The organism is Bradyrhizobium genosp. SA-3, assembly GCF_004212635.1.
Taxonomy (GTDB): Bacteria; Pseudomonadota; Alphaproteobacteria; order Rhizobiales; family Xanthobacteraceae; genus Bradyrhizobium.
Window position 1 is genome coordinate 1 of sequence record NZ_PSRT01000189.1, and the last position, 13,344, is coordinate 13,344.

General features: G+C 65.7%; 12 protein-coding genes and 2 pseudogenes. 3 read left to right on the forward strand and 11 right to left on the reverse strand.

What is annotated here, in order from left to right; genetic code table 11:
- Positions 1–328: pseudogene (locus CWO91_RS44800) on the reverse strand (BA14K family protein); the annotation flags it as partial.
- An 88-nt stretch (positions 329–416) separates the two neighbouring features.
- On the opposite strand from CWO91_RS44800, the gene CWO91_RS38310 reads away from it, so the two are divergent.
- Positions 417–827, forward strand: coding sequence for an NADH:ubiquinone oxidoreductase subunit NDUFA12 (locus tag CWO91_RS38310; RefSeq protein WP_130220578.1), 411 nt, complete (start codon positions 417–419; stop codon positions 825–827).
- A gap of 364 nt (positions 828–1,191) precedes the next feature.
- Here the strand turns inward: CWO91_RS38310 and CWO91_RS38315 are convergent, their stop codons facing one another.
- Positions 1,192–1,911 (reverse strand): DUF899 family protein, encoded by a 720-nt coding sequence (locus CWO91_RS38315; RefSeq protein ID WP_130220589.1) that lies wholly within the window; start codon positions 1,909–1,911, stop codon positions 1,192–1,194.
- Positions 1,912–1,993: 82 nt separating this feature from the next.
- Positions 1,994–2,669 (reverse strand): annotated as a pseudogene (locus CWO91_RS38320) (DJ-1/PfpI family protein).
- Between the two features lie 105 nt (positions 2,670–2,774).
- Here CWO91_RS38320 and CWO91_RS38325 point away from each other — a divergent pair.
- Positions 2,775–3,713: a GlxA family transcriptional regulator gene (locus CWO91_RS38325; RefSeq protein WP_130220579.1), complete on the forward strand. Its 939-nt coding sequence runs from the start codon at positions 2,775–2,777 to the stop codon at positions 3,711–3,713.
- A 599-nt stretch (positions 3,714–4,312) separates the two neighbouring features.
- Here the strand turns inward: CWO91_RS38325 and CWO91_RS38330 are convergent.
- A complete protein-coding gene (locus tag CWO91_RS38330) occupies positions 4,313–5,320 on the reverse strand; it encodes a Na+-dependent transporter (protein ID WP_165405998.1) in 1,008 nt (335 codons plus the stop codon).
- 11 nt (positions 5,321–5,331) lie between these two features.
- A complete protein-coding gene (locus tag CWO91_RS38335; RefSeq protein ID WP_130220581.1) occupies positions 5,332–6,279 on the reverse strand; it encodes an alpha/beta hydrolase in 948 nt (315 codons plus the stop codon).
- Between the two features lie 207 nt (positions 6,280–6,486).
- Here CWO91_RS38335 and CWO91_RS38340 point away from each other — a divergent pair, with 207 nt between their 5' ends.
- Complete coding sequence (locus CWO91_RS38340; RefSeq protein WP_165405997.1) at positions 6,487–7,515, forward strand: DUF2155 domain-containing protein; 1,029 nt, start codon at positions 6,487–6,489, stop codon at positions 7,513–7,515.
- Between the two features lie 232 nt (positions 7,516–7,747).
- Here the strand turns inward: CWO91_RS38340 and aat are convergent, their stop codons facing one another.
- The 6 genes from aat to CWO91_RS38370 form a co-directional block, all read right to left on the reverse strand.
- A complete protein-coding gene (gene aat / locus CWO91_RS38345) occupies positions 7,748–8,428 on the reverse strand; it encodes a leucyl/phenylalanyl-tRNA--protein transferase (protein WP_130220583.1) in 681 nt (226 codons plus the stop codon).
- Positions 8,429–8,490: 62 nt separating this feature from the next.
- The gene (locus CWO91_RS38350) at positions 8,491–9,594 is read right to left on the reverse strand and encodes a sensor histidine kinase (RefSeq protein WP_130220584.1); all 1,104 of its coding nucleotides are present in this window, start codon (positions 9,592–9,594) and stop codon (positions 8,491–8,493) included.
- A complete protein-coding gene (locus CWO91_RS38355) occupies positions 9,591–10,031 on the reverse strand; it encodes a response regulator (RefSeq protein WP_130220585.1) in 441 nt (146 codons plus the stop codon). Before CWO91_RS38355 ends, CWO91_RS38350 begins: the two co-directional genes overlap by 4 nt.
- Positions 10,028–11,554 (reverse strand): sensor histidine kinase, encoded by a 1,527-nt coding sequence (locus tag CWO91_RS38360; protein ID WP_130220586.1) that lies wholly within the window; start codon positions 11,552–11,554, stop codon positions 10,028–10,030. The genes CWO91_RS38355 and CWO91_RS38360 overlap by 4 nt, the downstream gene beginning before the upstream one ends.
- A 105-nt stretch (positions 11,555–11,659) precedes the next feature.
- Positions 11,660–13,018 (reverse strand): acetyl-CoA carboxylase biotin carboxylase subunit, encoded by a 1,359-nt coding sequence (gene accC, locus CWO91_RS38365; RefSeq protein ID WP_130220587.1) that lies wholly within the window; start codon positions 13,016–13,018, stop codon positions 11,660–11,662.
- Positions 13,019–13,075: 57 nt separating this feature from the next.
- Positions 13,076–13,344: acetyl-CoA carboxylase biotin carboxyl carrier protein (locus tag CWO91_RS38370; protein WP_130220588.1), on the reverse strand; the 269-nt coding region annotated here is incomplete at its 5' end.

Sequence of the window (13,344 nt, forward strand, 5' to 3'; positions counted from 1 at the left end):
CGCCGCCACCCATGCGTGCGCCGCCTCCGCCGAAGTGGGCACCGCCTCCACCGCCGCCGACATGGGCGCCACCGCCCACGGTAGGACGATTCTGAGCAAAGCTCGGGCTCGCCAGCGGAAGAACCAGCGCCATGGCCGCGGCGGCACTCAAAACTTTCAGACTTTTCATGATCAAGCTCCTTTCCCGGAAGCCAACCCTGCGAAATGGCAGTGGTTCCTGGATCACGCCGGTTTGCATGCGTGCAGGAAGCGTCTCACCTGACCGCTGTACCCGGGATGAACGGATCGCGTCCGATTTGCGGCAACGCCCGTGTCGGTGGCACCGCATTTGCGGAGAGCACGGCTGCCCCCTTACCGAACTGGACATTTCTGCGCCCGGATGGCATCAGGACCGGGCGAAGCAGGGCCCTTGCCACATGAAACAATTCTTCCTCAAGTTCTTCACCTGGTGGAATGGCCAGACGTTTGGCACCCAACTCTGGACCAAGCGGTACGGGGAGCTGGTCGGCCAGGACGAGCAGGGCAATCTCTATTATCGGACCCGCGGCGGGGCCATCGATCCGACGCTCGGCTTCGAGCGGCGCTGGGTGGTCTATAACGGCTATGCCGAAGCGAGCCGCATCCCGCCGTCCTGGCACGGCTGGATCCATCACGTCGTCGATGTGCCGCCGACCGAAGCCAACTACCAGCCGCGCGAGTGGGAAAAGCCGCACCAGCCGAATCTCACCGGCACGGCGAAGGCCTACCGTCCCTCGGGCTCGACGCTCGCCAGCGGCCGGCGGCCGAAGGCGACCGGCGACTATCAGCCCTGGACCCCGGGCAACTAAGGTCTGCCCACTCGTCATTGGATGCATACGCATCCGCCTCGCATCGCTGTGGACATCGGGAACAGCGGGGATGCCGCATGCGCCGGCATTGTGCTCACGCCAGCGATGCGGCTCAATGGTCCCATCTTACGGAGATGGGAGACCATCGCGTTCGGTTCGGGCAACGGTTCGCGACTGTCCCGAGATGCAGCGGCCGCCGAGTAAGGACTCGATCGGGAGATAGGCCCCCCGGTCTGGAAGTTCCGAAATCGCCCGATGGAATGTGCAGCCGCCGTAAGACAGGAAAGGCCGCTTGGGAAACCGAGCGGCCTTTTTCTTTGAGGCACTTCTTCTTTGAGGCACTTCGTCAGCCGGTTTGTGTGCCTCAGTCGTAGCGCACCTTCGGGAAAAAGTCGCCGCGGCCTTCAGGCGTCATGTCGAGCAGGCCCCAGAGCGGATCGACCAGATCACCGGCGCGATGATGCTGCTTCGGCGCGGGCGGTGCGAAACTCATCTCCGAGGCCCAGAAGTGCCTGATCTTGCCATTCGCTTTCCTGAAGACGTTGAAGATCGTCTCGTCCCAATTCTGCCCGTCGGGAACGTGGTGCTGCGCGCGCATACCCTTAGAGAACTTCGAGGTGTCGCCGAAGTAGTCCGCATCAAAGGTGTTGCCGGCCGTGGACAGCAGCGACAGATGTTCCCAACCTCGTTCGTGGGCCCAGGCTGCGAGACGCGCGATCGGCGATTTCGCAACGATGTGAAGCGCTGCACGCTCGCCGACATGCCGTGCGGCGCCGTCGAGCCCGTCAAGCAAATGGGTGCAGCCGGGGCAGGGCATCTCGCGCTCCGGCCCATACATGAAGCTGTACAGAACCAGCGTTTCATGAGGGCCGAACAGCTCCGACATCCTGACCTGTTCTGGCATGCTCGTTTTGCCGATGCGTTCGAAGACGTAATCTTGGAGCACCTCGCCGCCGAGCGGTAGCGCGCGACGCCTGGCGGCAACGGCCTCAATCTGAGCTCGGAGGGCAATCTCCTCATCCAGCAGCGCATTTCGCGCGGCACGATACTCAGTGCTTTCATTGGGGTAGTGGAGATGCTCCATCATTGCGCTCCGGATGCCGTGAGTTTCGTGCGGGTTTAACTCCTCCCCTAAAACCTCAGTTCCACCACCGAAGGTGGAACGTCTACATCACCCGCGCCGCCGCGCGTTCGACGGCCTCGATACGGCGGACCTGGTTCGGCGCGATGCGCTCGTTGACGCGAGCAAGGACCTCGGCGGGCGCGGTGTCGGGCGAGCCCGCATTGAACGGCGGCGCCGGGTTGTATTCGAGCCCGAGCTGGATCGCCTCCGCCGTGGTGCGGTCGATCCAGCGTCAGCGCGAAATCGATTCCTGCAGTGACACCGCCGCCCGTCACGCGATTGCGATCGACGCAGACGCGCGTCTTGGTGGGCGTGGCGCCGAACCGGGCGAGCAGCTCCATCGCGCTCCAATGGGTGGCGGCGCGGTAGCCCTTCAACAGGCCGGCGGCGCCGAGCGCCAGCGACCCCGTGCAGACCGAGGTGACGTATTTGGCGCCTTCTGCCTGCCGGCGCAGGAATTCGAGCACCTCCTCGTCATTGAGCAGATCGTCGGTGCCGCGGCCGCCGGGTACGCAGATCACGTCGAGTTCCGGGCAATCGGCGAATGTCGTGGTCGGCGTCACGATGAGCGCGGAATCGCTCGGCACCGGCTCGATCCGTTTCCAGATCAAATGCAGCTTGGCGCCGGGGACGGCGGCGAACACCTGCAGCGGGCCGGTGAAGTCGAGCTGGGTGACGCGCGGGAACACCAAAAGTCCAATCTGGAGCGGCGTCGACATGAGAACCTCCAATGAAGAGCTTGACGGGCGCAAACTGGCATGATGCCCTTCCGTCCAAAATGGCCTAATTCCCTCTATTTCGGACATGACATTCGGAGCTGGCCCATGATCGGCATCCTGATCTTCCCCGACTTCCAGCTGCTCGACGCGGCAGGTCCGATCTCGGTGTTCGAGATCGCGGCGCGTGCGTCCGGCAAGCCGCTTGCGCTGCGGGTGTTGGCGCTAAACGCAGGGCCTGTGCGCAGCTCGTCGGGCGTCGAGATGATGGCGCGTGATTTCAAGTCGGCGAACGCGATCACGACACTGGTTGTGGCCGGCGGCGCCGGCGTCGCGGATGCCGCGCGCTGCGAGGTCACGCGTGCCTTCGTGCAACGGCTGGCGCGGCGCGGCGTGCGGGTCGCCAGCGTCTGTTCGGGCGCTTATGTGCTGGCGGAAGCGGGCCTGCTCGACGGCCGTCGCGCCACCACCCATTGGGGGCGGACGCGCGATTTCGTCGCGCGCTATCCCAAGGTGAAGTTCGAGCCGGACCAGATTTTCACCCGCGACGGCAATGTCTGGACCTCGGCGGGAATCTCCGCGGGCATTGATCTCGCGCTCGCGATGGTGACCGAGGACCACGGCGAGGAGATCGCGCAACAGACCGCGCGGCACCTCGTGCTCTATCACCGCCGCAGCGGCGGCCAGTCGCAATTCTCCTCGCTGCTGGAGCTGAAGACGCCGAACGGGCGCTTCGGCGCGCTGTTGTCCTGGGCGCGCGAAAATCTCGACGCGCCGCTGACGGTGGAGGACCTCGCCGATCGCGCCGGCATGAGCGCACGACATTTCGCCCGCGCCTTTGCCGCCGAGACTGGCACGACACCGTCGAAGGCGATCGAGCGGCTCAGGCTCGAAGCGGCACGCGAGCGCGTGCAGTCCTCGCGCGAGGCGATCGAGCTCGTTGCGGAAGTGACCGGATTTAGGGACCCCGAGCGAATGCGGCGCGCCTTCATCCGCGCCTTCGGCCAGCCGCCTCAGGCGCTGCGGCGGGCAGCGCGGGCAGGCTAGGGCGTTTGCTTGTGTGGGATGGCGAGGTCCGCATTGCCACAAAAGCGGACGTCAACGAGGCAAAGGCGAATGTCCGCCGTGGACCAGAATCTGACGATCAGATCAGCTCGAATATGAGCGATCGCGACGACTACGTAACTAGCGGGTCCGCCGCCGTCTTACCAGCCAGTACACGCCGTATCCGATTGCGAGAATAGGAAGGCCGGCACCTGCAATCGGTCCGGGGGCTCCACTGACATGGTCCGGCTTATTCTGGCCGGGCGCGTTGGGACAATTCCCATTGCCGTTGCAAGCTGAGGCAGATGGCACCGTCGTCATCGCCAGAGTCAACGCGAATGCTGCTGCGGAAAGAACGCCCCAGATGACCTTCATGGATCCGCTCCTCTTCCTAAGTTGCGCTTAGATTGCGCTCCGCCGAGCGGTCTGTGAATTTAAGATAAAATATTTTATTTCCGATTTAAAATTAAAAAAACAACCAAAGTTAACCGGCATTGTGTCTGAATGCCGCATGACTGCTTCGGGTTCCACAGGCGACATTCCGAGCTGAGACCGCCTGTTCGATTACGCTCGAAAGCAGACATCCTGATTACGCGTACTGCCTAGGTCGTGCTATTTGCCGCCGCCCCGCTCGACGTCTCTGCGCGCGCGGTCAAGCGCCGGGCGATCGGCATCAGCAGGTACGGCGCAAGGTGAATCGGAAATTGCGTCAGTGCAAAATAGAGCCAGGTCGTCGCCGGCAGCGCGCCGGCGGTTGCCGCCAGCATCAGGCCCAGATTGCGCTGTGACACCATCAGGCCGATCGCGAAGGCGCGCTCGGTGCCGATGCGGCGGAAGATCAGCATCGTCACGGCGAGCAGCGTGAAATAGACCGCAAAAGCCAGCAGCGCGACAGAGATCGTGAACAGGGGATCGGTGATGAGGTCTTTGGCGACGTCACCCATCACCGCGGAGGCGAACACCAAGAGGATGACGATGTTGACGCCGTCGATCGGCCGCTTGTGGCGCTGGATCGCCGCGGCGCCGAACAGGCGGCGGATGACCGTCGCGGCCAGCAGCGATGCGGCGAGGATGCCGAGCAGCTTCAGGCCGAGCGTCAGCGGCGCGATGCTGAGCATGCCGCCGAGAAAGAGGCTCGCGAACAGTGAAGCGGTGAAAGGCACGAGCGCGGTCGAGGTCACCAGCGTGACCAGCACCAAGGTGGCATCGAGGCCCATCAGCGCGGCAAGGGCCGGCGCCGCCATCATCGGCGAGGCCATGCCCTGGAGCATCAGCGCGAGAGCCAAGCCGGGCGAACTCGTGGTGAGCCCGGTCGCGTAGGCGGCGAGGGCGACGATCAGCGGCACACCGATCGTGGTCCAGGCCGTGGCGGCCGCGACCAGCGCCGGCCGGCGCAGATGTCCGTACAGCGCGACCAGATCGACCCGCATGAAGGAGATGCAGAGCAGAAGGAAGATCGCCTCGGTGACATAGGGACGCAGCAGCGCACCGAGCGGCGGCACCGCGACCGCGATGAACGCGATGGCCGCCACCGCGCGCGTGCCCTGACCGCCGAGCCATGTCAGCCCGCGCAGGGGAAGGGCGAAGACGGTTTGAAGAACTGAATGCATGCGGAACGGTGTCAGCCCAGCGCCTTCAGCCATGCGCCGATCTCGCGCGCGGCGACGTTGGCCTCTTGCAACAATTTTCCCATCGTGAAGAAGCCGTGGAACTGACCGGGATAGTGCTTGTAAGTCACGGGCACACCAGCCTGCTTCAGACGCTCGGCATATTCGTCGCCTTCGTCGCGGAGGGGATCGGCGCCGGCGGTCAGTACATAGGCCGGTGGCAGGCCAATGAGGCTCGCAGCGCGCGCGGGCGAGGCGCGCCAATCGTGGATGTCGGCCGCGCCATTGAGATAGTGGTCGCGGAACCAGCGGATCACCGAATGGGTCAGCAGCACGCTGGTCTCGGGCTCGCTGTGGGAGCCGTGCGTCATCGCGAAATCGGTGGCCGGATAGATCAGGACCTGGCCCGCGATCGCGGGACCGTTGCCATCGCGCGCGGCGAGCGCCACGACCGCGGTGAGATTGCCGCCGGCGCTGTCGCCGCCGATCGAGAGGCGCGAGGCGTCGATGCCGAGCTCGTGCGCATTCGCGGCAACCCATTGGGTCGCGGCGATGGCGTCCTCGATAGCGGCGGGAAACTTGTGCTCGGGCGCGAGGCGATAGTCGACCGAGATCACGATCAGCGCGCCTTCGACCGCGAGCTGGCGGCAGACGACGTCGTGGGAGTCGAGATCGCCGATCACCCAGCCGCCGCCGTGAAAGAACACCAGCGCCGGCGACAGGCCGTCGTGCCGGCGCGGTTCCTTCGGAACGTAGAGGCGGGCGGGGATCACGCCGTGCGGCGCCGGGATCGCGAGCTGTGTGACGCGGGCAAGCTCCGGCGGCTCAGGGTTGGTGGCAAAGCGCGCCTGCGAATAATAGGCGCGCGCCTCCGGTGCAGTCAGGGTCTCGTAGGCGGGCCGGCCGGCCTCCTGGAACGCCTTGTAGACGGCGGCGGCATCGGCATCGAGCACAACGGGCATGGGGGGCGGCCTCAGGGTTTCCAGCTATGGTTGGACCGCCGTTTTGGGGGCGACGCCCGCCGCGGCCCTGGGGAAGGGTCTTTGCGACTATCCCATCCGGGGGCCGGTCTGGCCAGTCGGCGCCGGGCGGGGCAGGGATGCCGCCCTTCCCCCGCCGTATTCGCCGTGTTAACCGGAGGGCCTGCGAGCGGCGGTATCCCCTGTAGAATGTCCAACGAGCCCGATTCGCTGTTGAAGCCGCGCGAGATGTTCAAAACCCTTTCCCTGACAGGCCTTGCGGCGCTGCTGGCCGCCACCGCGCTGACGATTGCGACGCCGGCCCAGGCGCAGATCGGCACGATTTTCTCCGATCCGCCGCCGCTGCGGCCACCTGGCAACATTCCGCGCGGCCAGCCGCAACCGCAGCAGATCCCCGACGACGACGAAGAGGTGCCGGAGCTGCCGCCGCAGGGCCGGGTGCTGCCGTCGCGCCCGATGCCACCGCCTCCGGGCCGGCAGGGCAATGTGATGCCCGGGCCGGTCGAGACTCAACCCCTGGCGCCGCCGCCGGGCTCCAGCGTCGCGCCGCCAAACCAGCCGCCCTCCGCGGCGATCGCTCCGCCCAGTCCACAAGGCGCCCCGGGCCAGCGCCAGCCGCAGCAGAAGGGTGCGCCGGGCACGGTCCCGCAGACGCCGGCGAGCCTCCAGCCGGGCGACGAGGTCGTGACCGAGCCGCCGGCCCAGAAGATCGTGAACAAGAAGGCGACCTTCTCCGGTCTCGACAAGATCACCGGACGCATCATCAATTTCGACGAGGAAATCGGCGAGACCGTCCAGTTCGGCGCGCTGCGGGTCAAGACCGACGCCTGCTATACGCGGCCGGCAACGGAGGCCACCAACACGGACGCCTTCGTCGAGGTCGACGAGATCACCTTGCAGGGCGAGGTGAAGCGCATCTTCTCGGGCTGGATGTATGCCGCAAGCCCCGGCCTGCACGGCGTCGAGCATCCGATCTACGATATCTGGCTCACCGACTGCAAAGAGCCGCAGCAGACCATTGCCACCGCAGCGCCGGACCCCGCGGCCAAGCCGGCCCCGCCACCGCCGCCCGCGCAGAAGAAGGCTGCGCCCAAGCAGGTGCAGCAGCGTCCGCCGCAGCCTCTGCCACCAATCCAGCAGCAGCAACCGACCCCGCCGCCGCCTCCGCCACCAGAGCAGCGGCCAGGCCTGTTCGGTATCCCCGGGTTCGGCCGCTAAAGCCTGATGTAGTTCGGTTTGGCGGGCTGTCCGTGGTTCACCTCTCCCCGACGGGGAGAGGTCGGATTGCTGTGGCGCGCAATTGCGCGCCTGAGCAATCCGGGTGAGGGGCTGCGGCACTCAGTGAGACCTGGACCCCTCACCGGGATCGACCCCTCACCGGGATCGCATCTTCGATGCGCTCCGCGCGGATCGATTTAACCAGACGTCCCGCACTGGCCGCGATTGTCGACTACTGTCGCGAGGCGATGATCTCGAGCGCGCGCGCGCCTGGAATCGCTTCGCCTGAGGAGAGCCTCAGGAAATCGCCGGGCTCGCCGGCGAGCGCCTTGTCGAGCAGCGCGGTGTAGCGCCGCCGAGAGATCTCGACCGCGCCGAAGCTCTTCAAATGCTCGGTGACATATTGCGTGTCGAGCAGCTCGAAGCCGCCTTGGATGAGCCGCGCGACCAGGTGCACCAGCGCGACCTTCGAGGCATCGCGCGCGGTGTGGAACATGCTCTCGCCGAAGAAGGCGCGCCCCAAGCTGACGCCGTAGAGCCCGCCGACGAGGTCGTCGCCCTGCCAGGCCTCGACGCTGTGGCAATGGCCGAGCTCGTACAGGCCGCCATAGAGATCGCGGATGCGCTTGTTGATCCAGGTATCCTCGCGCCCGGCCTGCGGCGCCGCGCAGCCGGCGATCGTCGCCTTGAACGCGGTGTTGACGGTGACGCGAAACGCATCCGAACGCACGGTGCGGGCGAGCCGCGAAGCGACGCGAAATCCCTCCAGCGGGATGACGCCGCGCAGCTCCGGCTCGACCCAGAACAGGGTCGGATCGTCGGCGCTTTCCGCCATCGGAAAGATGCCGCAGGCATAGGCACGCAGCAGCACGGCCGGCGTGATTTCAGAAGAGGCAGAGTCGCGAGACGTCATGGCGCGCGACAATAGCAGGATCGCAATGCGGTTGCGATGGGTGGCGCGAAGCCTCGCGTCTGTCAGCTCGCGGCGGCGGCGTTGGTCTTGCCCGGGGCCGGAGGCACGCGGCGGAACCTGAGCACGATGCGGGTTCCACTATGGGCGGGATCGCGCTCGACGGACGCGTCGAGCTTGGAGGCCATGGCCGCGACGATGCGCTGGCCCATGCCGGTGGAGCGCGGATCGGCCTTGACGTTGTCGCCGACGCCGTTGTCGGTGATCGACAGCAGGAGATCCTCGCCCTGCGAGATCAGCTCAACATGGATCGGGCCGGCGCCATCGGGATAGGCATATTTCACCGCGTTCATCACCAGCTCGTTGACGATGATGCCGACGGCGACCGCACGGTCCGGATCGATCTCGATCGGCTCGGCCTTCAGCGTCAGGCGCGACATCCGGTTGCCTTCGGCCGAGCGCCTGAGATCCTCGAGCAGCGAGTCCAGATACTGATTCAGGACCACGCTCTTCAGGTCCTGCGAGGTATAGAGGCGGCGGTGCACCTGCGCGACCGCGGCGACGCGGCCCATCGCATTGGTCAGCGCCGCCTTGACCTCCTCCTGCGCGGCCGAGCTCGCCTGAAGATGCAGCAGCGAGGCGATGATCTGGAGCGAATTGCCGACGCGGTGGTTGACCTCGCGCAGCAGCAGCTCGCGTTCGGCGGCGAGCGCGGCGTAGCGGTCGCGCGAGGCGTGGATCTCGGCTTCGGCTTCCTCGCGCGCCCGCTGCAACTCGGCCTGGCGCAGCGCGCCTTCGGCGGCGACGTGGAGGAGGGGGATGAAGTCGCCCTGGACGTCCTTGACCAGATAGTCGGCTGCCCCGGCCTTCAGCGCGGTGACCGCGATGCTGGAATCCTGGGACGCGGTGACGAACACGACCGGCGGCGCGTCCGGGATCGCCATGATCTGCTCGAGCGTCTCCAGCCCGTCGAGGCCCGGCATGTACTGATCGAGTGCGACGACATCGATGCCGCCCTCGGCGCCCGCGCGGCGGATGCGCTCGAGGCCTTCCTCGCCGCTCGCGGCATGAACGACCCTGTAGCCGCGTCGCGTCAGGCCGCGATCGACCAGGCGCGACAGCGCGTCGTCGTCGTCGATGTAGAGCAGTGTTGGCGTGTGCTGGTTCATGAGGCGGCGGGCGGGACCTGGATGACCGAGAAGAACAGGCCGAGCTGCCGGATGGCATTGGCGAAATTCTCGTAGTTGACGGGCTTGGTGATGTAAACGTTGCAGCCGAGTTCGTAGCAGCGCTTGATTTCCTGGGTGTCGTCGGTGGTGGTCAGCACCACCACGGGCGAAGCCTTCAGATATTTGTTCTCTTTGATCTGCTTCAGGATGTCGATCCCGGTCATGTCGGGGAGGTTGAGATCGAGCAGGATCAGCAGCGCATTGCCCTTCTGCACGAGCCCGGAGCCGTCGGCACCGAACAGGTGCTTCATTGCGTCCGTGCCGTTGGCAAAGGAGACGATCTCGTTGTTGACGCCGGACCTTCGGATGTTGCGCTCGATCAGACGGGCGTGGCCCTCGTCGTCCTCGATCATGATGATGGTCACAGGCTTGGTCATCGATCTGCCTTCCGGTTGCTCACGTTCCAGGCCATCGGCAGCGTGATCGTGAAGGTGCTGCCCGCGTTCAGTTCCGATGATACCGACATGGTGCCGCCGAGGCGACGCACAAGTGCACGTACATGCGCAAGACCGATGCCCTGGCCGGGCTTGTCCTGAGTTCCGGCGCGGCGGAACAAGTCGAATATCCGCTGGTGATCCTTCGGATCGATGCCGCGGCCGTTGTCGCTGATCTCGAAGATGGCATAGCCGAGCTTGGTGCGCCCGCGGATTCTGATCTCGCCGGGCACGCCGCTCTTCAGGTATTTAATCGCGTTATCGATCAGGTTGGAGAAGATCTGCTCGAGGGCGAGGCGGTCGCTGATGAGGTTGGGCAGGGGCTCGACGTGAATCTCGGCCTGCGCTTCGGCGGCCTGGTGCGCCAGCGTCGACACGATGGCTCCGATCAGCTCGCTTGTGTCGATCTTCACCGGCTGGAATTCGCGTCGGCCCTCGCGGGTGAGGTTGAGAATGGCGGAGATCAGCCGATCCATCTTGGCGATCGACGTCTTGATGAAGCCGAGCGCTTCGGAGAAGTCATCCGAGAGCTGCTTGTCGGCGCCTTCGAGCGCGATCTCGCCGGGGGCGCCGGGCGCCAGTGGCGGCCCATCGGCCGGGACATGGGTGAGGCTGCCGATGCGGCGGAAGACGTCGCCGCCGAGCTCCTCGAGTTCACTGGTGAAGCCCATGATGTTGACGAGCGGCGAACGCAGATCGTGGCTCACGATATAGGCAAAGCGCTGGATCTCGTCGTTGGCTTCGCGCAGGTCTGCCGTGCGTTCATCGACGACGGCCTCCAGATTGACGTTGGCATCGCGCAGGCGCGCCTCGGCCTCGTCGCGGGCGCGCGCCGAGCGCCGCACCAGCCAGATCGAGATCAGCGCCAGCACCACGACGAGGCCGGAGCCGATGCCCGTCATCGAGGCGGCGAGGGTCTGGCTCCGGTCGGCATTGGCCGTGCGGAGGCGGAACAGTCGCTCCTCTTCGCCGATCATTGCCTCCGCCACATTGCCGATCGTGGTGGTGGCGCCCTGTGCTGCCGCCTCCCGTGACAGTGCCGTCGCCATGTCCGGCTGGCCCTGCTTGATGGCAGCGATTTCGCGCGCGAATTGGCCCAGACGAGTCTCAATCGCCGCGCTCAGCTTCTCGATGTTCTCACGCTGCGCGGGGTTGTCGCGGGTCAGGCGCGTCACCCTGTCGAGCGCGGGAATGATCGCCGCAACGGCCTTTTCGTAATCTGTCTGGAATTCGGGTCCCAGTGTCAGCAGGTAGCCGCGCAGGGCGCTTTCGGCGCGCCGGACTTCGAGCAGCAAGGTGTTGATCTGGTTCTCCGCCTCGATGGTGTGGATCACCCATTTGCTGTCCCCCCGCGCCTTGTTGACGAGGTAGACGGAGCCGGCGCTGATCACGGTCAGCGTCAAAAGGCCCGCCGAAAACAGCAGGATCTGCCAGAATGCGCGCCGTCGATGGCCTTCAGCCCTCACGACGGTTCACCTGTCTATTTCAGTGGAGTTCAAAGCGCCCCCCTTGGAACTGGCCCCAACCCTCCAGAACGCGATTGGGGCCAAAGGGTTCCATGGGGAGTAAGATTATCGCGGGGCGGGTTCCGTCTGGCCGGCCAGGTACTGTTCCAGCCAGTGGATGTGATAGTCGCCGTTGATGATGTCGGCTTCGCGCACCAGCGCGCGGAACAGCGGCAGCGTGGTCTCGATGCCCTCGACCACCATCTCGTCCAGCGCCCGGCGCAGCCGCATCAGGCATTCGGCGCGGGTCTTGCCGTGCACGATCAGCTTGCCGACCAGGGAATCGTAATAGGGCGGGATCGTGTAGCCCTGGTAGACGGCGGAATCGATGCGAACGCCGAGGCCGCCGGGCGAGTGGTATTGCAGGATCCGGCCGGGCGAGGGGCGGAAGGTTTGCGGATTCTCAGCGTTGATGCGGCACTCGATCGCGTGGCCGATGACCTGGACTTCGTCCTGCTTGGCCGGCAAGTCGCCGCCGGCTGCGATGCGAATCTGCTCCAGCACGAGATCGATATCGGTGATGCTCTCGGTGACGGGATGCTCGACCTGGATGCGCGTGTTCATCTCGATGAAGTAGAACTCGCCGTGCTCGAACAGGAATTCGATGGTGCCGACGCCGAGATATTTCATCTCGCGCATTGCCTTGGCGCAGGTCTCACCGATCTTGGCGCGCGCCGCCGCAGCGAGGATGGGCGAGGGGCCTTCTTCCCAGACCTTCTGGTGGCGGCGTTGCAGCGAGCAGTCGCGTTCGCCGAGATGGATGGCGCCGCCGCGGCCGTCGCCGAGGATCTGGATCTCGATGTGGCGCGGCTTCTGGAGGTATTTTTCGAGGTAGACGGACGCATCGCCGAAGGCGGACTTGGCCTCGTTGGCCGCGGTCGACAGCGCGACCTGGAGATCGGCCTCGCTGTGGGCGACCTTCATGCCACGGCCGCCACCGCCGGCCGCAGCCTTCACCAGCACGGGGAAGCCGATCTTCTTGGCGATCGCCATCGCATCGTCATCGGGACCGACGGCGCCGTCGGAGCCGGGCACCACGGGGATGCCGAGGCGCTTGGCGGTCTTCTTGGCCTCGATCTTGTCACCCATCAGGCGGATGTGCTCGGCCTTCGGGCCGATGAAATGCAGATTGTGCTCTGCGAGGATCTCAGCAAAGCGCGCGTTCTCGGACAGGAAGCCATAGCCGGGATGCACCGCATCAGCGCCGGTGATCTCGCAGGCAGCGAGCAGCGCGGGCACGTTGAGATAGCTGTCCTTCGAAGGTGGCGGCCCGATGCAAACGCTCTCGTCCGACAGGCGCACATGCATGGCGTCGGCGTCGGCGGTGGAGTGCACGGCCACGGTCGCAATCCCGAGCTCCTTGCAGGCCCTGAGGATGCGAAGAGCGATCTCGCCGCGATTGGCTATGAGGATCTTGTCGAACATGGTGCCCTTAAGGGACGAGCGCGGGAAGCGGTGAGGGCGGCTGGCCGCCGGGGGCTGTTACTCAATGATGACGAGCGGCTCGCCGTACTCGACCGGCTGGCCGTCCTCGACCAGGATCTGCGTCACCGTGCCGGCGCGCGGCGACGGGATCTGGTTCATCGTCTTCATGGCTTCGATGATTAGCAGCGTCTGGCCGACCGAGACCTTGGTGCCGACGTCGATGAACGGCTTGGCGCCGGGCTCCGGCGCCCAATAGGCAGTACCGACCATCGGCGAGGTCACGGCGCCGGGATGCTTCGACAGGTCGGCCGCGGCGGTTGCGGCCG